Source organism: Streptomyces lunalinharesii (assembly GCF_039532155.1).
In the GTDB taxonomy this organism is placed as follows: domain Bacteria; phylum Actinomycetota; class Actinomycetes; order Streptomycetales; family Streptomycetaceae; genus Streptomyces; species Streptomyces lunalinharesii.
Genome location: NZ_BAAARK010000029.1, coordinates 1 through 20,409 on the forward strand (window position 1 = coordinate 1; position 20,409 = coordinate 20,409).

The following is a 20,409-nucleotide window of genomic DNA, read 5'->3' on the forward strand; positions in this document are numbered from 1 at the left end:
GTCCGAGGCGGACGCCGTGCAGGCGCCAGACGAGGTTCTTGAACGGGGTGCCGTTGAAGGCGTTGAAGTGGGTGTCGGGGACCTTCCACAGCCGCTCGTGGTGCCAGAAGTACGGGTCGTAGATGGACCGCACCTGCGGCTGCAACGGGCGGAACCGCAGCGTGTACCGCTCCACGAAGGCGTAGTACCCGGCGGTGAAGGCCATCACGAACACCAGGAACCCGGCGTCCAACAGGTGCCCGACCGCGTCGTCCCGGGTGGTGGTCGCCAGGCTCAACAGCACCAACCCGAGGAAGTACAGCCAGCGGACGACCAGGATCAGGGCGATGGTGCGGAGGTTGTAGCGGTTCTTGGCGGCCAGTCGTCGGTGCAGTTCGTCGCCGCTGCGCAGGTGGTCGAAGCGGCTGTCGCGCTCCACCGACCGCGGAATCTCGAAGCTCGGTGAGCCCAGCAGGCCCACGCCCTGGCGGACCTCCCCGTCCAGCGGCACCATCACCTTGGTCGCCAGCAGGCAGTTGTCGCCGGTGCGCCCGCCCGCCGGATAGGCGATGTGGTTGCCGAGGAAGTTGTGCTTCCCGATCGTCGTGCGGGCGACGCTGAAGGACGTGCTGGAGAACTCCGCGTTGACCAGGGACAGGCCGTCGGCGACCATCGTGCCGCTCCCGATGGAACTCAGGAACGGCGACTCGTGCTGCACGCCGCTGCCGAAGTTCGAGCCGGTCTGCTCGACGGGGGAGAGGTCGTACCCCAACCGTTGCAGGTAGTGGACGATGTAGGAACTGTCACCGAACAGCCAGGTGAAGAACTTGACGTTGGTCAGCCGCGCGATCGAGCGGTGCGTGGCGTAGCGGAAGCCGTACAGCGGGTAGACCACCCCGGGTTCGACCGCTCGACGCATCAGTCGCGGAGCGGTGCACACCACGGCCAGTCCCACGACGACGAAGCCGAAGAACAGCACCAGGGAGAGGACCAGCGCGTTCAGGTAGAACGCCGCCGACGAGAACTCCAGTCCGCTCAGCTTCCCCGCGTCCCCCAACACCGGGACCTTGGCCCACAGGACGGCCAGGACCAACACGGTCAACGGCAGGACGACCAACAGCGACCTGGCGAGGCCGGCCGCGGCGAAGAGCGCGCGCCGCCCCGTGCCGCACCGGGCCGGCGCCACCCGCAGGTACTCCACCTCCGTCGGCTGCGCGGGAGAGCCGTGCCAGTGCTGGCCGGCCGGTACCGCCTCACCGGGTTGCAGGGCGGAGGCGTGCCCGAGCTGCGCGCCGTCCCCCATGGCGGTGTGCACGTCGAGAACGGTGTGCTCGCCGACGAACACGTCCCGGCCGAGGGTGACCGGCCCGGTCTGGATCCGTCCGGCATGGGCCCGGTAGCAGAGGAGGAACGCGTCCTTGCGGATCACCGACCCGGTGCCGACGGTCAACAGGTCCGTGCAGACGGGGACGGAGCGGGAGAGGATCGTGACGTGCCTGCCGATCCGGGCTCCCAGCGCCCGCAGGTAGAGCACGTACACCGGACTGCCGACGAACAGCACGACAGGGTTGGCGTGCACCAACACCTTCACGATCCAGAAGCGCAGGTACGTCAGCCCCCAGACCGGGAACTCGCGGGCCGTCCACCGTCCGATGAGGAGCCACTTGGCCACGACCGGAAAGGCGCACAGGCCGAGGAACTCGGCGGCGCCGAAGACGACCGCCCGTCCGTAGAGGGCGAAGGGACCGGATCCACGGGACACCCACTGGTAGCCGCGGGTGGTGGTGAGCACCAGGACGTAGGAGTAGCCGAAGAAGAACAGCAACTGCAGGGCCCCGCACAGCACGTAGCGCACGGTGCTGCCCGGCAGCGGCGCTTCGGTCGGTACCGGTGCGGTGCGCGGCGCGGGAGCCGAGGTCACGGGGGCGTTCGCGCCCAGCGCCGCCGCCAGGCTCCGGACGGTCGGATGCTGGTAGACGTCCTTCATCGACACCGACGGCAGGTCCGCCCGCTTTCTGACCCGGGCGCAGAAATGGGCCATCACCATGGAGTCCGCGCCGAGATCGGCGAAGAAATGACCGTCGGCCGGAATCGGTTCGGTGCGCGTCATCACCTTGGCCAGCAATTCCGCGAAGGCCCGTTCCAGGCCGGCCACGGATTCCCCGCTGCCCGTCCGGGATATGTCGTTTTCACCGGTGCCGCCGGACAGGCCGTCGGTGGATTCGTTCACCATGTGAGCTCCTTGAGCGCCTCATGACCTGCTTTTGTCGGCGGAAACCGACTCACCAGGAGTGCGGTCGGCAACGACCCATGAGGTGCCGCAGTGCCGGAGAAGCTTCGGCGTGCTCGGACCGGGTGCTTCCGGCGGCGATGAGTGTGTCGACCGAGCTGTTCCAGCAGCCTGAGCTGCGTCGATCGAGACCGGAGGGCGACCGACCCGTCTCGTGCCCCGTGCGCGGAAAGCGCGCGGAGGACCGTGCCCCGAAGTGCGATCCTGAGCCGGTCCGATGGTGACCGACGCATCAGGCACGTCGGACCGGAAGAATTCGGCACCTCCCTTCGCGCCGACCGCGGGTGGGACGGGAAATTCGGGTTCTCGGCTCGGCGTCCCCTTTTAGGGGAATCGCCCGACCCTCAAATCCTCCGGTTTGAACAGCTCTTTATTCACCTATGGCCGCAACGCTACCCGAGGCCCCCGGGGGTCACCATCGAATGCGCGCGCCGGAGCGGTGCAGCGAGGGCCGTCCGGCGCGCTGTTCCGGGGCCTGCGCAGCGGACTCGACGGGCGCTGCCAAACCCTCGGGCCCTGGCCCGGTCGAGTGACGCCGAACCGTGTCGGGCACCGAAGGGCGTCCCGCCGCATACTGGAACGACGCGCGAACGCGTGGCGTGCCTGCCTGTGCCCCGCAGACCCGGGATGTGAGGGAACGACAGTGAGCATCCGACACCTCGACCGCACGGCGTGGGCGGCGCGGCGGGCGGGCGGGCCGGCGCGGTCACGGGTGCCGACGGTCCGTCAGCGGGACTGCGGACCCCGTGGCAGCCACGGCGGCCGGTCCCTGTTGCAGGGGCAGCCCTCGTACGGTCCGCCCAGGAGTTCCACGCAGTGGGGTTCCCGGAACCACTGGGGGCAGCGGAGCGGTCCGCGGTCCGCCGGCGTGCCGGTCCTGCTGTCGGGCCGGGCGGGGGCGGCGTGACCGGCGCCGACGGCGGTACCGGCGGCCAGCGCCGCCAGGGCCAGTGCCATGAGGAATCGAAGGGTTCGCACATCCACAGCAACGAAGTCGCCGCGGCCGGGTAACCGTCGGACCGGCCACCGTCCGCCGGCGGCCCGCGGCCGGCCGGCGGACGGTCGTCACGTCCGTGCCGGCTCGCCCGCGGCGGTGCGGAGGTGCTCGATGCCGGTGTCGAGCGCCGCCTTGAGGTGGGTGGAGTCGCCCGTGGACATCATGATCGTCACTCCTCCTTGGACGCCCGCCAGCAGCGCGGCGGCCGTCCGGTCCACGTCCAGGGCCGACGCCACCAGTCCGTTGGTCCGCAGGGCGCGGATGCCGCTGGCGAGGTGCCGTTGCCATTGGCGCATCAGCTCCGTCACGATCGCCCGGGCTCCGGGGCTGGACCGACCGACCTGGAGGAACAGGGTCCCCAACGGGCAGTGGTCGCCCTGGCGTTCGTAGCGTTCCACCACCGCGTCGCGCCACCGGTGCCAGGACTCCCACGAGTCCAGTCGTCCCAGGTGCGGCTGCTGGTCCTCCAGGACGCGGTCCGCTTCGAACTGCGCCACCGCCAGGAGCAGTTCGTCCTTGCCGGCGGGGAAGTAGTGGAAGAGCTGGCTCTTGCTCGTACCGGTGCGGCCGCGGATGTCGTCGAGCGTGGTGTGGGCGACGCCCTGTTCGCGCAGTACCTCCGCGGCCCCCTCGACGATGCGGGCCCGTGTGGCGCGCCCCTTCGCGGTCGGTGCGTCCGTCATCGTGCCGTCTCCCTCTCCACCTCACTGGACCGTCAGGTCCACTTTATGCACGGGACTCAAGCCGCCGCGTGCGGAGCCCCGTTGGGGCCAGTCTGGACTTGCTGGTCCATTTTTCGCGGCGCACAGTGGTCCGCACACCGAAGGGCAAGGGAGAACACATCATGGGTGAGCGACTGCGGAACAAGACCGCGCTGGTCACGGGGTCGACCAGCAACATCGGCCGGGCGATCGCCGAAGCGTTCGCCGCCGAGGGCGCCCACGTCCTCGTGTCCGGGCGCAACCGGGAACGCGGGACGCGGGTCGTCGAAGGCATCCGGGCGGCCGGCGGTCGGGCCGACTTCCTGGCGGCGGACCTCGACGGCAGCGCGGCGGCGTCCCGGGACCTGGCCGACCGGGCCCGCGAGACGTTGGGCGGGCGACTCGACGTCCTGGTGAACAACGCCGGCGTCTACCCGGCCCCGCCCACCCTCGCCACCGACGAGGCCACGTTCGAGCGGGTCTACGCGGTGAACGTGAAGGCGCCGTTCTTCCTCACCGCGGCCGTCGTCCCGGGCATGGCGGAGTCCGGCGGCGGGGCGATCATCAACCTCGGTTCGTGGATCGCGCGGCTGGCCGTGCCCAGTGGCGCGCTCTACAGCTCCACCAAGGGGGCGATGGAGACGCTCACCCGGGCCTGGGCCGCGGAGTTCGGCCCGATGGGCGTGCGGGTGAACGCCGTCTCGCCGGGCGTCATCCTGTCCCCGGCCCCGGCCGGCGGCGCACCCCATCCGGGCGAGGTCATGATGAAGGGGACCCCGGCCGGCGGCGTCGGCACCCCGGACGCCGTCGCCCACGCCGCGGTCTGGCTGGCCAGCGACGAGGCGGCCTTCGTGCACGGAACCGTCGTGGACGTCGACGGCGGTCGGACCGGGGTCGCAGTCATCGCCGCCTAGCCGCATCGGCCGACGGGTCATAAGGTGAGGCTAACCTAATTGCTGTCGGTTAGGGTGGGTGCGGCAACCCCCTCCGGCGGTGTCCCGCAGTCGTCGTTGGAGCATCACGTACGACCTGAGGAGCCGGCTTTGCCGCACGTCACGCACGCCCTGGAATCCCGCACGGCCCAAGGGGGCGGCGACGGGCTGGTGGAGCTGCGTTCCCCGGAGCGGCTGCGCGAGATCCTCGGCGAGCCGCACCCCGCGGTGATCGACAAGGTGCACGACCAACTGGACGACCGGGACCGGGAGTTGCTCGCCCGTTCGCCGTTCTGCCTGCTCGCCACGGCGGACGCCCACGGCAACTGCGACGTGTCGCCGCGCGGTGACGGCCCCGGCTTCGCGCACGTCGTCGACGCCCGCACGCTGGCCCTGCCGGACTGGCCGGGCAACCGCCGCGGAGACAGTTTCCACAACGTCCTGGCGAACCCGCGTGCCGGTCTGTTGTTCCTCATACCGGGCGCGAAGGACGTGCTCCGCGTCAACGGCCGCGCGCGCATCCTCACCGACGCCCCCTTCTTCGCCGACATGGCGGTCAAGGGGCAGCGGCCGCGGCTCGCCCTGCTCCTCGACGTCGACGAGGTCTACCTGCACTGCCCGCAGTCGCTGAACCGGTCCGGACTGTGGAGCCCGGACACCTGGGGGCGGGCCGCCGGGCAGCCGGCCTAGCCGAGTCCGCGCCCGTCCGGCTACGCGGCGTCCGCCGGCAGTGTGCCTGGAAGACGCCCGCCTCGGGCGCGTTCTGGCCGCGCGGGGGCCGCTTCACCCGTGCCTGAGGACTTGGGTGACGGAGCGTCAGGCCGGTGGGGGTGGGGGTGCCGGCATCGAAGGTTCAACGGGAGTGCGCGGCCGGCCCGGTGTCGTCGCGCACGCACTCCGGTGTGCAGGCAACCCTTCGTGATCTCCGCATCAATTTCTCCTCGTTCGCCGAATTTCATTGCCGCGGGGCGCACTACGGCACAGAATGCGCATGACAAATCCGGCGGTGGTGGACGGGAACCCGCGTCCTGCCGCGCCGGTACACAGAGTTGAGAGGACCCCACATGTCTCGACCTCTCGTCGGCACCCTGGCCACCGCCGTCATGGGAGCCGCCGCCCTGCTGGCCACCGCCGCCCCGGCGGGCGCCGCCCCCGCCCCCGCCCCGGCGCACCACAAGCCGAAGCCCCCGCGCACCAAGGCCGTCGACTTCGCCGGCACGGTGGCGCTGGACGACTGCTCCGGGTCGATCGTCAAGATGCCCGCCTCGCAGCCGAACGACCCCGCGCTGGTGATGACCAACGGGCACTGCCTGGAAAGCGGGATGCCGTCGGCGGGGCAGGTGATAGTCGACCAGCCCTCCAGCCGCAGCTTCACCGTCCTGGACAAGTCAGCCGGCAACCTCGGCACGCTCCGGGCCACCAAGGTCGCCTACTCGACGATGACCGACACCGATGTGACGCTGTATCAGACCAGCTCGACGTACGCGCAGATCGAGCAGAAGTACGGCATCAAGGCGCTGGAGCTGTCCGCCGACCACCCGACCAAGGGTGCCGGGATCAGCGTCGTCTCCGGCTACTGGAAGAAGACCTACACCTGCGGCATCGATGGGTTCGCACCCACCGTCAAGGAGGGTGACTGGACTTGGAAGGACTCGGTCCGCTACACCCCGGAGTGCAAGGTGATCGGCGGCACGTCCGGCTCGCCGGTGGTCGACAACGCCACCGGCAAGGTCACCGCCATCAACAACACCATCAACGAGAACGGTGAGCGCTGCACCCTCAACAACCCGTGCGAGGTCGATGAGAACGGCAACGTCACCGTCCACGACGGCATCGGCTACGCGCAGGAGACCTACTTCATCACCAAGTGCTTCGGCGCCGGCAACAAGCTGGACCTGAACGCCTCGGGCTGCACCCTGCCCAAGCCGTCGGCCGTCCGGCACTGACCCGCACGACCCGGAACCGGGCCCCGCGCACCCGCGTGCACGGGGCCCGCAGGGTGGGTGGCGTCCTTCGTGCGGTGAGCGGGTCGGCCGGCTCGGTTCACCAGACATGTCAGTGTTTTGACATGTCTGGAGTGGCGCCTTAGGCTCCTGATGTCAAAATATTGACATCAGGAGGGATCCGTATGTCCGTCACCCTCGACGGCCCCGACTTCGTAGCCCCGACCGTGACCGCCGTCTCCTTCGCCCCGGCCGGGCCCTTCTCGCTCGCCGCCAGCAGCCGATTCCTGGAGTGCTTCACCCCCGCGAGTCACCAGCGCGCCGCGGACGAGCTCCTCCGCCTGGCGTTCCCCGCCGACGACGGGACCTCCGTGGTCGCGGCCACCGTCCGGCAGGACCCGGGAACGGGCGGCGGCCCCGGCATGGTGCGGGCCGAGTGCACCGTGGACCCCGGCGCCCCCGCCCCGGCGGAGGCGGCGACCGCCGGGGCCGCGGCCGACCAGGTCGTACGGGCGCAGCTCGCCCGCATCCTCTCCCTCGACGTCGACGGCACCGGGTTCCCGGCCCTTGCCGCGGATCCGGTGGTGGCGGGCCTCATGGCGGACCACCCGGGGCTGCGCCCGGTGTGCTTCCACTCGCCCTACGAAGCCGCTGCCTGGGCCGTCATCGGCAACCGCATCCGCATGACCCAGGCAGCTGCCATCAAGGCCGGCATCGCCCGCCGGCACGGACCCCGCGTCCACCTCGCGGGCCGGACCCTGCACGCGTTCCCCACCCCGGCCGTGCTGCGCACCGTCCGCCACGTGCCTGGTCTGACCGACGTCAAGATCCAGCGGTTGCACTCGCTGGCCGAAGCCGCCCTCGACGGGCAACTCGACGCGGCCCGCCTGCGCGCCCTGCCCGCCGACCACGCCCTCGCCGAACTGCGGGCACTGCCCGGCATCGGCCCCTTCTCCGCCGAACTCGTCCTCATCCGGGGCGCGGGACACCCCGACGTCTTTCCCCGCCACGAACCGCGCGTCCACCGTGCCGTCGCCGCCGCGTACGGGCTCGGCGCCCCGGCCGCCGCCGACGTCGCGCGACTGGCCGACGTCGCCGACGGGTGGCGGCCCTACCGCAGTTGGGTCGCCACCCTGCTCCGCGTCCGCGCCCAGGACACGCCCCGGACGGGATGACGCCGGTGCGGGTCAGGGGCGTGGTTCCTGCTGGGTGACGCAGTGGATGCCGCCGCCGCCCGCGGCGAGGCCGTCGACGTCGAGCTGTTCGACGACGCGGTCCGGGAAGAGCCGTTGGAGCGTCGCCTTGGCCGCGGCGTCGGCGCGGGCGTCGCCGAACTGGGCGGAGATCACGGCGCCGTTGCACACGTAGTAGTTGGCGTACGCCGCGACGAACGTGGGGGCGGTGGAGCGGATGAGCGCGTAGTCGGGGCCCTGGAGCGGGGTGACCGCGATCGGGTTGCCGCGGGCGTCGGTGGCCGTGGAGAGGATCCGGTACTGCTGGCGCGCGTCCTGTGACCAGGCGTCGGTGTCCGTGGCGAGCGGCATCTGGACCAGACCGGAGGCGGCGGCCAGGAACCGGGAGGTGGCGTCGACGTGGTCGTCGGTGATGTCGCGCCCGGTCACGCCGTTGAACCAGATCACCTTGGTGGCCCCGTAGGCGTCGCACAGCGCGCTTTCGACCTGCGCCCGGGTCAGGTCGGGGTTGCGGTTGGTGTTGACGAGGCTGCTCCTGGTGGCCATGAGCGTGCCGTCGCCGTCGGTCTCCACCGCGCCGCCCTCGCCGACGAAGCCGGCGGCGGTGAACGGCACTTCGAGGTGGGCCGCGATCCGTTCGGCAACCAAGGCGTCCTGGGCGTGGCGCTGTTTGCCGCCCCAGCCGTTGAAGTTCGTGCCGACGGCGTCCAGGCCGCCGGCGCCGTCGGTGCGGAAGACGGGGCCGCTGTCGCGCATCCAGCAGTCGTCGACCGAGATCGAGTCGAGAACGGTCACGGAGGGGCCGCAGGCGTTCCGGGCCGCCGGTGCGCTGGCGGGGTTGGCGCACAGGGTGACGGGTTCGTACTGCGCGATCGTGCGGGCTATCAGGGCGATGTTCGCCTGGACGCCGGGGAGTTTCGACCCCCAGACATCGGTGCCGTCGGGCCAGGCCATCCAGGTCCTGCTGTGGGCGACGGTGTCGATCGGTACGGCGAAGCCCTGCGCCGTGGTGGGTGCCGAGCCGGTGGCCAGGGCCTTGCCGGTGCCGGTCGCCGACCAGGCGGCGCCGGCCGCGGCGAGGCCGGTGGCGGCCAGGAAGCTCCTTCTGGCGAGGGTGCGGCTGACGGGGGTTCGTCGTGCAAAGCGGTCGTCCATCTCTGCTCTCCGATCAGTCGGGTGGATCAGTGGCGTACGGATCCGTTCCGGGGCCGGTGCGGCTACGGGGTCCGTCGGGCCGTGGCGATGCCCCGGGGGTCCCACCCGGGGCGGGGGACGGAGTCCAACAGCAGCTGGGTATAGGGGTGTTGGGGGGAGTCGAGGACGTGCGTCGTGCTGCCGGATTCGACGATCCGTCCTTGGTGCATGACGACGACGTCGTCCGTGACGCAGCGCACCACGCCGAGGTCATGGGTGATGAACAGGTAACTGATGCCGGTCTGCGCGCGGATGTCGGCGAGCAGGTTGAGGATCTGTGCCTGCACCGAGACGTCGAGTGCGGCGACGGCCTCGTCCAGGACGAGGACGGCGGGCTCCACCGCCAACGCCCGCGCGATGGCGACCCGTTGCCGCTGGCCGCCGGAGAGCTGCCGGGGCAGTGCCCCGGCAGCCCGGGCGCCGAGTCCCACCTGGTCGAGGAGTTCTGCCGTGCGGCGGGAGCGGTCGACCCGGGGGAAGTGGAGCCGGAGCGTCTCCCGCAACGTCGCGTCGACGCTGACCCTCGGGTCGAGGGAGAGGAAGGGGTCCTGGAAGACCATCTGCACCTCGCGGGCGCGCGCCAGGCGGGCGGCCCGTCCGCGGACCCGGTCGCCGCGCCGCCGGCCGCGCACCACGACCTCGCCGGCGTCCGCGCGTTCCAGGCCCACGACGATCCTGGCGGTGGTCGTCTTGCCCGAACCGGACGCGCCGACGATGCCGAGCGATCCGCCGGCGGGGACGGCGAACGTCACGTCGTCCACCGCGCGGACGGTGCCGTAGGAGCGGGACAGTCCGCTGACGACCAGAGCGGGCTCAGGCATGGCCGGTGCTCCCTTCGAGCCGGTCGCCGTGGTGACAGGAGACGAGGTGGGTGGGGTCGCCCGGCACCGCGCCCGTGGCGGGCGTCCGCTCGGTGCAGACGGCGGTCGCGGACGCGCAACGCGGCGCGAACGGGCAGCCGCTCAACTGCGTTCGCAGGTCCGGAGGTTGGCCCTCGATGGCGTCGAGTCGGCCCTGCGGTGCGTCGATGCGCGGGGTGGCGGCGAGCAGCGCGGCCGTGTACGGATGGCGTGGCCGGGCGAACAGGGCCCCGGCGGGGGCCGATTCGACGATCCGGCCGGCGTACATGACGCACACCCGGTCGCTGATGGCCGCCGCCAGGCCGAGGTCATGGGTGACGAAGAGCAGCCCGGTGCCGAACCGGGCACGCAGGTCCGTGAGCAGGGCGACGATCTCCGCCTGGCTGACGACGTCGAGGGCGGTGGTGGCCTCGTCGGCCAGGAGCAGGGCGGGTTCCCCCATCAACGCCGCCGCGATCATGACGCGTTGGAGCATGCCGCCGGAGACCTGACTCGGGTAGCGCCGCAGGAGTGCGGGAGGCAGACCGACGGCTTCGAGCATCGCGCCGGCGCGTTCTTCGGCCGCGGCGGCGGGCGTCTTGGCGTTCAGGCGCAGGCTCTCGGTGAGGAAGTCGCCGATGCGGCGCAGCGGGTTGATGGCGGCCCGGGGGTCCTGGAAGATCATCGCCGCGGTGCCGGCGCGCAGCGTGCGGAGCTGCCGGGGCGTCAGCGTCAGCACGTCCGCACCGGCCACGGTGATCCGGCCCTCCGCGACGGCCCCCGGCGGCAGCAGGCGCAGGACGCTGCGCGAGGTGAGGGTCTTGCCGGAGCCGGACTCGCCGACCAGGGCGACGGTCTCGCCGGCGGTGACGGTGAGGTCCACGCCGTCCAGCACCGGCCGGGCAGTGCGGGGCAGCCGCAGCCGCAGCCCCCGGATGTCGAGGACGGCAGCGGTGTCGAGCGGGGGAGGGGAAACGGGGGCGTGCATCAGCGGTCCCTCCTGGCGACCCGGTCGGCCCAGTGTTCGCCGACGACGTTGAACGCGACGACGGTCAGCACGATCGCGGCGCAGGGCAGGATCGCCGAGAGGGGGTAGCCCTCCTGGACGGCGGTCTGGCCGTCGAAGACCATCCGGCCCCAGTCGGGAGTGAGCGCCGGGACGCCCAGGCCGAGGAACGACAGGCCGGCCAGGTCGATCAGGGCGTAACCGAAGTTGATGGTGGACTGGGCGAGGACGACGGGGGCGATGTTCGGCAGGACGTGTCGCAGGCAGACCTCAAGGCCCGACTGCCCCTGGACCAAGGACGCGCTGACGTGCGGACGTTCGCGTTCGGCGAGTACCAGGGACCGGGTCAGCCGGCTGACGTACGGGAGGTAGGCGACGGCGAGGGCGAGGACGGGTGCCATGAGCCCCTCGCCGTACACGGAGACGATCAGGATCGCGAGCAGCATCCCGGGGAAGGCGAAGACCAGTTCCGTGCTGCGGGAGAGGACCGAATCCCACCAGCCGCCCCGCCATCCCGCGAGTGCGCCGACGACGACACCGGTCAGCGTGGAGAAGGCGACCACCCCGAGCGGTCCCAGCAGCGAGGTGCGGGCTCCGACGAGCAGGCGGGAGAGGGTGTCCCGGCCGGAGGCGTCGATGCCGAACGGGTGGCCCACCGAGGGTCCGGCGAGCGCGTTGCCCAGGTCGACCGCGTTGGGATCGGCCGGAACGAGCCAGGGCGCGAGCAGCGCCGCCAGTACGAGCAGGGCGACGCACGCCAGGCAGAGCAGGTACAGCGGTGCGCCCGCGGTGCGGATCCGGGCGAAACCGGGTCTGCGCAGGGGGACGACGGCGGTCATCCGATCGACCTCCCCGGGCGGTAGGTGACGCGCGGGTCGACCAGCGGATGGAGGAGGTCGACCACGAGGTTCACCGCCATGAACAGCCCGACCATGATCAGGGAGATGGCCTGCACCGTGGGGAAGTCCTTCGTGGTGATGGACAGTTCGAGGAGCTGGCCGATGCCGCCGACGCCGAAGGCGGACTCGACCAGGACGGTGCACACCAGCAGGGTGGAGACGATCAGGCCGCCGGTGGTGAGCACCGTGCCCAGCGCGTTGCGGAACACGTGGCGGCCGATGACCCGGCGCTTCGGCACGCCGCGGCTGAGCGCCACGGTGACGTGTTCCTGGCCCAGGACGTCGAGCATGGCGCCGCGGGTGACGCGCGCCAGCATGCCGATGAGGTACAGCGCGAGGGCGAGCGCGGGCAGGGTCAGGTGCCAGAGCAACTGCCCGAAGCCCTCGCCGGTACCACCGGCGGGGAACCAGTGCAGCCGCAGCGCGAACAGCCCCTGGAGCAGGACCGCGGCGACGAAGGAGGGCGTGCCCACGGCGAGCGCGGTGGTGATCAGGATCGTGGCGTCCACGGCGCCGCCGCGGACCGCACCGATCCGGCCCAGTACGAGCCCTCCGACCAGCACCAGGACGAGCGCCATGAAGACCAGCAGCAGGGTGGCCGGCAGCCGGTCGGCGAGGAGCCGGGACACGTCGGTGCGGTAGGTGATCGAGCGGCCGAAGTCGCCGTGCAGCAACTGGCCGAGCCAGCGGGCGTACCGGACAGCGAACGGGGCGTCGAGGTGGTATTGGGCGTTGATGGCGCGCAGGGTCTCCGGCGAGGCGGAGCGTCCCGACAGCAGGAAGCTGGCGGGGTTGCCGGGCGCCAGGTACATCGCGCCGAAGATCACGAAGGAGGCGCCGAGCAGGGTGGCGGCCATCTCCGCGACGCGTCGCAGGACGAATCGCACGAAGTTCATCGCGCGGCCCCGACGTCGGCGGCCCAGGGGTAGTAGAGGTAGGAGATGGTGGTGGGTGCGCCGGTGATCCGGTTGTTGAGGAACACGGCGGTGGGCCACTCGGCGACGGGGATCCACAGGACCTCCCCGGCTGCCTTCCGCTGGAGCCGGGCCTCGACGGCGAGGCGTCGGGCCGGGTCGTCGGTCGCCCGGGCCTGGTCGACCAGGGCGTCGTAGGCCCGGTCGTGGTAGCCGGCGTAGTTCTGGTAGGCGCCCGTCTGGAAGTTGCTCAGCAGGTCCAGCGGATCGGTGATGGAGTCGTAGTAGGTCTCCGGGAACATGTCGATCCCCTTGCGCGCCTCGGGGTCGGTGAACAGCGCGGAGAAGGCGTTGGGGGCGACGGTCTTCAGGCGGACGTCGAGTCCGATCCGGGTGCCGGCCGCCTGCACCGCGGTGGCCAGCAGTGACACGTCCTGGCCGATGGAACTGGTGGCGAGGGTGACCGTCTTGCCGGTGGCGCCCGCCTCCTCGACGAGCCGGCGGGCCGCGGCGACGTTCCGTTCGATCGGCGGCAGTCCGTCGAAGGCGGCGCGTTTGACCGGTGCGGGGGCGGCGGCCCAGGCGGCCTTGGTGGTGAGGGAGCCGGTGGCCGCCCCGGCCCCGCTCAGACCGGTCTTGACGAAACCACGTCGGTCCAGCGCCAGGGACAGCGCGCGACGGACCCGGACGTCGCCGAGCGGGCCGTGCATGTTCGTCACGTTGACGTTGACCGTGCTCAGCCCCTCACCGAAGAAGAGGGAGCCGACACCACTGGAGCGCAGTGCGGCGTAGCTCTCGGTGGGGATGAGGTATCCGCCGTCCACCTCGCCGCCGAGCATCGCCTTGGTCCGCGCGGCGGAGTCGGGCAGGAAGCGGAACACCACCTTCGCCGACTTGGCCCGGGCGCCCCAGTAGCCGTCGAAGCGGCGCAGTTCGAGGGACTGGCCCTTGTCCCACGGCCCGAGCCGGAACGGACCCGTGCAGTCCAGGCTGCCGGAGGTGCCGTAGTCCCGGCCCGCCGCCCGTACCCCCGAGCGGCTCGCCACCACTCCGGCCGTGGTGGCCATGTACTGCGGGAACTGCGAGTCGGGCCGCGCCAGTCGCACGGTCACCTGGAGCGGGCCGGTCTTCGTCAGGGCGGCGACGTTCTTGAAGACCGAGGCCCACGCCGACCCGTTGGCCGGGTCCCGCTGCCGGTTCAGGCTGAAGACCACGTCGTCGGCGCTCAGCACGCCGCCGTCGTGGAAGCGCACGCCGGGCCGCAGGTCGTAGACCCAGGTCAACGGGTCGGGATGGGTCGCCTTCCGGGCCAGGCCGGGGGCCATGGTGAGCCCGGGCGTCCACCGCATCAGGCTCTCGCAGACGTTGGAGAGGATCATGTTCTGCGGGTAGTCGAAGGCGGAGACGTAGTCGAGCGTGGACGGTTCCGCGTACAGGGCCCAACTGAAGGAGTCGATCCCTCCCTTGGCGGCCGGGGTGCGCGCGGACAACCGGAAGTCCGTGCTCGTGCCGGCGGCGCCGGAACGGGGCGGCCCCGCGCAGGCGGACGTCAGGAGGAGGGCGGACAGCGCCCCGGCTGCGAGGGCGCGCCACCGGGGAGGGCGGCTCCTCGGGCGGGGTGGAGGTGCGGGCATCGATGCGGTTCCTCTCCTTGCACGGCGGGTCGGGGCGAGGGTGGCCGCCCTGGGCCGTCCGGGCGACGGACGGCCCGGGGCCGGCGCGGGCGCTGTGCGCTCAGGCCCCGGGCGCCACGGCGGGAACCTGTTGGGTGATGCAGTGCACCCCGCCCCCGCCGTGGGCGATCACCCGGGCCGGTACGCCCACCACCGTGCGGTCGGGGCAGGCCGCGGCGATGACGGCCAGCGCCTCGGCGTCCTGGGGCAGGCCGGCGACCGGGACGACGACGCCCCCGTTCGCCAGATAGAAGTTGAGGTACCCGACCTCCACCCGCGCACCGGCGACCTCGACGAACGCGCTCTGCGGCAGTTCGACGACCTCCAGGTGGCGCCCGCGGGCGTCCGTGGCGGCCGCCAGCACCGCGCGGTTGGCCCGCATCCGTGCGTGGTCCGGGTGCGTCGGGTCGTCGGGCAGCTGCACCACGACCTTGCCGGGGGCGACGAAGGCGCAGACGCCGTCCACGTGGCCGTCGGTCTCGGTGTCCAGCAGACCGCCGTACGGCAGCCAGATGACCTTGCTGACGCCGAGCCGGGCCCTCAGCTCGGCCTCGATCTCCGCCCGGGTCATCCCCGGGTTGCGGTTCGGGTGGAGCAGGCACTGCTCGGTGGTGATGAGCGTGCCCTCGCCGTCCACGGTGACGGCGCCGCCCTCCAGGACCATCTCGGAGCGCACGGACGGGTCACCGAGCACGCCGAGCAGCAGGCCGCTGATCCGGTCGTCGGCGTCGAACGGTCGGTGCTTGCCGCCCCAGGCGTTGAAGCGGAAGTCCACGCCGGCCCGTTGGCCGTCGGGGCCGAGCACGAAGAGCGGTGCGGAGTCCCTGAACCACGAGTCGTCCATGGGCAGTTCGAGCACCTCGATCCCCGGACCGCACAGGGCCCGGGCCCCGTCGCCGTGGCCGGGCGGCGCGACCATGGTCACCGGTTCGAACCGGGCGACGGCACGCGCCACGTCGGCGTACTCCTGCTGGGCTGCGTCCAGGACGGTGCCCCACAGGTCGGGCCGCGTGGGCCAGGCCATCAGACAGCGCTCGTGTGCGGTCCACTCAGCGGGCATGCGGAGGCTCATGGGAACTCTCTTCTCCGGATTTTCCGGACGGGAGGAGGGGAGGCCGGGAGGCCGGGGTGCGAGGCCGGGGCGCCTGGGCGGCAGAAGCAAGGCGATTGCCGGTGAACCAGGGCGCGTTGAGAGGTCCAGCACGGGGTGGACCTTCGATGTGCGGGAATCTTGCCCCGAACTGAAAATTCAGTCAAGAAGTTCGACGAAGAATCCTGCGCGTGTCACGGGGTCCTACGGGTGGGCGCCGGCCCGGCGCCCGTGCATCGTTGCGCCGCCTTCCGTGGCAGGTGAGCGGCGTCGTTCCGCGTGAAGAGTGACACTGACTGAAAATTCAGTCAAGGAAGGGCGCAAGAGTCTCCCCGAACACGGAGGTGCGTGCCGGGCACCTGCCGTTTCGAGGGGGAGGGGCGCGGTGGGCTCAGCCGTCGTTGCGGTACTGACTGAGGGAGACCGTCACCGCACCGCCCCCGGGGGCGGCCTCCACCAGCCGCACGATCGCGACCTCCCGGCCGTCGGGGCTGCGGACGCAGAAGGGGTGCTGGTCTTCGAGCGCGTCGAACTTCAGCGCGGACGCGGGGGCGCTGTCGATCCCGGCGAGGCAGTCGCCGAGGGTCAGGCTGTCTCCGGGGGCGACGAAGGCGTCACTGTCCGCGGGGACCGCGAAGGCGGTGGCCGAACGCGACAGGTACCAGTCGACGCTGGAATCCGGAACGACCTTGCCGTTGTGGAGGTCGAACTCGTAGCCCGAATCGGGGGAGGTCAGTTCCACGCCCGCGTATCCCGGGCCGTAGGCGTCTTCGGGCGCGCCCTCCGACTCCTCGGTTCCGGCGGACGACGCGGCGTCCTCGGGCGGGTAGTCGAAGTAGTAGACCGCACCGCCGCCGAGCAGCAGCGCGGCGACCACCGCCGGTACGACCCGACGGACGAGGCGTCGCCCGCGCCGCGGCGGGGCCGGCGCCGAGGGGCTCGGCCCCTCGACCGGTGGGAGGGACGGGGAGGTGGCCGTGACGGTGGGCTGGGCGTGGGGTGCCCGGGCCGGCGGGGACGGTTCGCCGTGGCGGACGAGTTCGGTGTGGACGGCCGTGGGCAGCCACCCCTCGGTGAACCGCACCTGCGCACCCACGGCGGGGTGGGCCCGCACGGCCTCGATCACCGCGCTGGTGGTGGGACGGTCGGCGGGGTCCTTCGCCAGGCACCGCCCCAGGAGGTCGCGCAGTGCGACCGGTACGCGGGCGAGGTCGGGCGGCTCGTGGACCGCCCGGTACAGGGCCACGGATTCGGGGCAGTCGCCGAAGGGCGGCGCGCCGCTCGCGGCGTACACCGCCAGCGCGCCGAGCGCGAAGACGTCGGTGGCGGCGGTGGCGGTGCGCCCCAGGGCCTGTTCGGGGGCCATGAAGGCGGGCGTGCCGATCCGCAGACCGGCGCTGGTCAGGGCGACGGCGTCGGCGGCCCGCGCGATGCCGAAGTCGATGACCCGGGGGCCGTCGGCGGCGACGAGCACATTGGCCGGCTTGAGGTCGCGGTGGACCACGCCGGCGCCGTGGATCGACTGCAGCGCCTCCGCGATGCCCGCCACGAGGAGGAGCACCGTCTGCACCGGGAGCGGACCGTGCCGGCGGAGCACCTCGTGCAGCGAGGGGGCGGGCACGTAGGCCGTCGCCAGCCACGGCGTGACGGCGTCGACGCCGGCGTCCACGACCTGCGCGGTGTACAGGCCGTGGATCCGCCGGGCGTTGGCCACCTCCTGCACGAAGCGGTGGCGGAATTCGGGGTCGCCGGCGAGTTCCGGCCGCACCGCCTTGAGCGCCACCGGCCGGCCGCCCGGTGTGTACGCGAGGTACACGTGCCCCATGCCGCCCGAGCCGAGCCGGGCGTGCAGCCGGTACCCGCCGATCTCCTCCGGATCGTCGGCGGCCAGGGCCGCGGGGGTGGGCAGCGCGCCCGGACGGTGGGTCGTCATGGTGTGGCTCTTTCGGAAGGAGCGGCGGAGGTGGGCCGCCGAGGACCGATCGGGGAGGGCCGGGTCGACGGCCGAGCGCCATGATGCTAACTGAAAGTCCAGTCAACCTGGATTTCGGGGCGGAAGGACGGGGGAGAGGGCTAAGGTGGGTAACCGTGAGTGACCGTAAAGCAGCGATCATGGAGGCGGCCGCGCGGGTCATCGCCCGGCGCGGGGTGCGCGGACTGCGCGTCGAGGAGCTGGCGGCGGAGGCCGGGGTGTCCACCGCCCTCATCTACTACCACTTCAAGGACCGGGCCGGCATCCTGCGCCGGACCTTGGAGTTCATCAACGACCGCGCCGCCGGTTACACCACCGATCGCGCCCCGGACGCCCCCGCCCTCGGCCCCCGGCAGGAACTCGAACAGGCCCTGCTCCTGGAGCTCCAGGACGACGCGGAGGTGCGCGAGAACAGCACGGCGTGGGGCGAGCTGCGCGCCAGCGCCATCTTCGAGCCCGACCTGCGGGAGGACTTGGCCAGGGCCACGCTGATCTGGGTCCAGGAGATCGCCGAACTGCTCGGCCGGATGCGCCCGCTGGCCACCGCCGCCGGCCTGACCGTCGCCGCCGAGCGGCTGACGGGCCTGGTGGAGGGGCTCAGCATGCGGTGGCTCAGCGGCGTCCTGCCCCTGGAGCACGCCCGCGCGCTCGTACGGGATGCCGTCGACGCGGAGTTGGCGCGACTGGAGCGCCGGTAGGGGCGGGCACGTCCGCCGCCTCGGGGCGCGCCGGTGGTTACTGTACGCACGTGACTACCCGACGAGCCAAGCTGCTGGAAGCAACCTGCCGCGTGATAGCCCTGCGCGGGGTCCGCGGGCTGCGCGTGGAGGACGTCGCCGCCGAGGCGGGCGTCTCCAAGACCCTGATCTACTACCACTTCCGCGACCGTGCCGGACTGGTCACCAGCGCCCTCGACTACGTCAACGACCGGGCCGAGAGCTACGCCGACGTCGCGGCGGTCGGCGGCGCCCCGGTCCGTGAGCTGCTGCTCTCCCTCCTGGCGACGGAGTTCCAGGACGACACCACCGTGCGGGAGAACTCCGCCGTCTGGGGCGAGGTGCGGGCCGCCGCGACCTTCGAGGACGGGCTGCGGCCGACGCTCGCGTCGCTGACCGAGCGGTGGCTCGTGGACGTCGCGGAGCTGATCGCGGACGGGCAGGACGACGGAAGCATTCCCCCGACGGTCGACTCGCGGGCCGCCGCGGTCCGGCTGACCTCCCTGGTGGAGGGGCTGAGCGGACGCTGGCTGGCCGGCTTGCTCGGCACCGCCGAGGCCCGGGCGCACGTCGCCGCCGCGCTGGAACGCGAGCTGGCCGGGAGCCCGCAGGGCTGACCCCCGGATGGACGCGAAAAGGGGACGCACCTGACAGAGGAGTTGACTGAAAATCCAGTCAGTGTCACAGTGGGAAACATGGTGATACCGGGTCTCTGACGCGCCCGGACTCACGCGCTACGCCCCGCCGCGACGGCATCCCGGGCGTAGGTGGTGCGGCCGTACCCGATCGCGCAGTGCGCGTCGTCGACGCGCCCGTCTCCGGACGGCGGCGACGGGACCGCTGCGCCCACGGTCCGCACGGGACCCGCGGCCAACGATCGCCCGCACTCACGGATTCGATGTGGAGCCCTCCATGAACGACCTCCCCGTAGGCAAGTGGCTGCTCGACGCCCTCCTCGGGCCGCGTCCCTCGCCCGGGGCCCAGGCCGGTGACGCCGGTGCGCACGGCTGGCGGGTGCCGGCCGACGACGTCCCCCACGCGCGGACCTGGATGTCGTGGCCGTCGCGGCGGTCCATCTGGGGGCGCCACCTGGCAGGCGTCCAACAGGACATCGCCCTGGTCGCCCGCACGGTGGCGGCGTACGAGCCCGTGATCATGTGCGCGCCGGACGACGTCACCGCCGAGGACGCGACGGCCGCCTGCGGCCCCGGCGTCACCGTCGTCGACTCGATCCCCACGGACGACCTCTGGATGCGCGACACCTGTGCCGTCTTCCGGCGCGACGGCCGTGGCGCCCTCGACGCCGTCGGCCTCAACTTCAACGGATGGGGACGCAAGCAGGCGCATCACGACGACGCGGAGGTGGCCTGGGCCGTCGCCGAATTCAACAGAATGGCCTTCAGCGAGGCCGAATTCGTCGGAGAGGGCGGCTCGATCGAGACCGACGGTGACGGCACGGTGATGGCGACCGAAAGCAGCCTGGTGAACAAGAACCGCAATCGCGGCATGAGCCGGGAAGACATCGAAAGGGCGGTCCTGGCGGCGTACGGCGCCGAGCAGATGATCTGGGTTCCCGGGGTGCGCGGCCGGGACATCACCGACAACCACATCGACGTCACCTCGCGCTTCGTCCGCCCCGGTGTCGTCCTGGTGCAGGTCCCCCCGGACGACCGGAACGACGTCTGGGCCAGGGACGCGCGCGAGCAGTACGCCATCCTTTCCGCCGCGACCGACGCCAAGGGGCGTCGCCTCCAGGTCATCCGGGTGGACGGGCCGGACCGCGTGCGCTCGCGCAGCTCGACGTTCGTGGACTCGTACCTCAACTTCCACCTCGTCAACGGTGCCGTCGTCACCGCACAGTTCGGCGACGCGCGGACGGACGCCGCGGCCCGCCGAACGCTGGCCGAGGCGTTCCCCGGCCGCCAGGTGGTCCAGCTGGACGTCGACCGCCTCATGGGCGGCGGCGGTGGAATCCACTGCTCCACGATGCACCAACCCGTCCCGTAGGCGGCCACCGTCCAGACCTGCCCGAAATTGTTCGGGCCGTCGCATACCCTTCACCCGCACAAGC

At 72.0% G+C, this 20,409-nt stretch carries 18 protein-coding genes; 7 read left to right on the plus strand and 11 right to left on the minus strand.

Annotated elements, in window-relative coordinates; all coding sequences use genetic code 11:
- From ABD385_RS31140 to ABD385_RS31150, 3 genes are all read right to left on the minus strand, one after another.
- A partial coding sequence (locus ABD385_RS31140; protein ID WP_344582330.1) for a Pls/PosA family non-ribosomal peptide synthetase occupies window positions 1–2,212 on the minus strand: 2,212 nt, incomplete at its 3' end.
- Between the two features lie 783 nt (window positions 2,213–2,995).
- Entirely contained in the window at window positions 2,996–3,226 is a 231-nt protein-coding gene (locus ABD385_RS31145) for a hypothetical protein (RefSeq protein WP_344582332.1), read from the minus strand.
- 108 nt (window positions 3,227–3,334) lie between these two features.
- Window positions 3,335–3,949 carry a TetR/AcrR family transcriptional regulator gene (locus ABD385_RS31150; protein WP_344582334.1) on the minus strand — a complete coding sequence of 205 codons (615 nt, stop codon included), beginning with the start codon at window positions 3,947–3,949 and terminating at the stop codon, window positions 3,335–3,337.
- 161 nt (window positions 3,950–4,110) lie between these two features.
- Here ABD385_RS31150 and ABD385_RS31155 point away from each other — a divergent pair, with 161 nt between their 5' ends.
- The 4 genes from ABD385_RS31155 (at window position 4,111) to ABD385_RS31170 (ending at window position 8,017) form a co-directional block, all read left to right on the plus strand.
- Window positions 4,111–4,881: an SDR family NAD(P)-dependent oxidoreductase gene (locus ABD385_RS31155; RefSeq protein WP_344582336.1), complete on the plus strand. Its 771-nt coding sequence runs from the start codon at window positions 4,111–4,113 to the stop codon at window positions 4,879–4,881.
- A 129-nt stretch (window positions 4,882–5,010) separates the two neighbouring features.
- Window positions 5,011–5,589, plus strand: coding sequence for an MSMEG_1061 family FMN-dependent PPOX-type flavoprotein (locus ABD385_RS31160; protein ID WP_344582338.1), 579 nt, complete (start codon window positions 5,011–5,013; stop codon window positions 5,587–5,589).
- Between the two features lie 374 nt (window positions 5,590–5,963).
- Window positions 5,964–6,845 (plus strand): trypsin-like peptidase domain-containing protein, encoded by an 882-nt coding sequence (locus ABD385_RS31165; RefSeq protein WP_344582340.1) that lies wholly within the window; start codon window positions 5,964–5,966, stop codon window positions 6,843–6,845.
- Between the two features lie 224 nt (window positions 6,846–7,069).
- Window positions 7,070–8,017: a DNA-3-methyladenine glycosylase family protein gene (locus ABD385_RS31170; protein WP_344582434.1), complete on the plus strand. Its 948-nt coding sequence runs from the start codon at window positions 7,070–7,072 to the stop codon at window positions 8,015–8,017.
- Between the two features lie 12 nt (window positions 8,018–8,029).
- Here the strand turns inward: ABD385_RS31170 and ABD385_RS31175 are convergent, their stop codons facing one another.
- The 8 genes from ABD385_RS31175 to ABD385_RS31210 form a co-directional block, all read right to left on the minus strand.
- On the minus strand, window positions 8,030–9,190 hold the full coding sequence (locus tag ABD385_RS31175) for an agmatine deiminase family protein (RefSeq protein WP_344582342.1): 1,161 nt from the start codon (window positions 9,188–9,190) through the stop codon (window positions 8,030–8,032).
- Between the two features lie 62 nt (window positions 9,191–9,252).
- Window positions 9,253–10,050, minus strand: a complete 798-nt coding sequence (locus tag ABD385_RS31180) for an ABC transporter ATP-binding protein (RefSeq protein WP_344582343.1) — start codon at window positions 10,048–10,050, stop codon at window positions 9,253–9,255.
- Window positions 10,043–11,056 carry an ABC transporter ATP-binding protein gene (locus ABD385_RS31185; RefSeq protein WP_344582344.1) on the minus strand — a complete coding sequence of 338 codons (1,014 nt, stop codon included), beginning with the start codon at window positions 11,054–11,056 and terminating at the stop codon, window positions 10,043–10,045. Before ABD385_RS31185 ends, ABD385_RS31180 begins: the two co-directional genes overlap by 8 nt.
- Window positions 11,056–11,913: an ABC transporter permease gene (locus ABD385_RS31190; RefSeq protein ID WP_344582345.1), complete on the minus strand. Its 858-nt coding sequence runs from the start codon at window positions 11,911–11,913 to the stop codon at window positions 11,056–11,058. Before ABD385_RS31190 ends, ABD385_RS31185 begins: the two co-directional genes overlap by 1 nt.
- Window positions 11,910–12,869 carry an ABC transporter permease gene (locus ABD385_RS31195; protein ID WP_344582347.1) on the minus strand — a complete coding sequence of 320 codons (960 nt, stop codon included), beginning with the start codon at window positions 12,867–12,869 and terminating at the stop codon, window positions 11,910–11,912. Before ABD385_RS31195 ends, ABD385_RS31190 begins: the two co-directional genes overlap by 4 nt.
- Window positions 12,866–14,521: an ABC transporter substrate-binding protein gene (locus ABD385_RS31200; protein ID WP_344582349.1), complete on the minus strand. Its 1,656-nt coding sequence runs from the start codon at window positions 14,519–14,521 to the stop codon at window positions 12,866–12,868. Before ABD385_RS31200 ends, ABD385_RS31195 begins: the two co-directional genes overlap by 4 nt.
- 100 nt (window positions 14,522–14,621) lie before the next feature.
- Window positions 14,622–15,632, minus strand: a complete 1,011-nt coding sequence (locus ABD385_RS31205; protein WP_344582351.1) for an agmatine deiminase family protein — start codon at window positions 15,630–15,632, stop codon at window positions 14,622–14,624.
- A 409-nt stretch (window positions 15,633–16,041) separates the two neighbouring features.
- Window positions 16,042–17,583 (minus strand): serine/threonine-protein kinase, encoded by a 1,542-nt coding sequence (locus ABD385_RS31210; protein ID WP_344582352.1) that lies wholly within the window; start codon window positions 17,581–17,583, stop codon window positions 16,042–16,044.
- Window positions 17,584–17,762: 179 nt separating this feature from the next.
- Between ABD385_RS31210 and ABD385_RS31215 the strand changes: the two genes are divergently transcribed.
- The 3 genes from ABD385_RS31215 (at window position 17,763) to ABD385_RS31225 (ending at window position 20,345) form a co-directional block, all read left to right on the plus strand.
- Window positions 17,763–18,320 (plus strand): TetR/AcrR family transcriptional regulator, encoded by a 558-nt coding sequence (locus tag ABD385_RS31215; protein ID WP_344582435.1) that lies wholly within the window; start codon window positions 17,763–17,765, stop codon window positions 18,318–18,320.
- A 50-nt stretch (window positions 18,321–18,370) separates the two neighbouring features.
- Entirely contained in the window at window positions 18,371–18,955 is a 585-nt protein-coding gene (locus ABD385_RS31220) for a TetR/AcrR family transcriptional regulator (protein ID WP_344582354.1), read from the plus strand.
- Window positions 18,956–19,250: 295 nt separating this feature from the next.
- A complete protein-coding gene (locus ABD385_RS31225; RefSeq protein WP_344582355.1) occupies window positions 19,251–20,345 on the plus strand; it encodes an agmatine deiminase family protein in 1,095 nt (364 codons plus the stop codon).
- Window positions 20,346–20,409 lie beyond the last annotated feature (64 nt).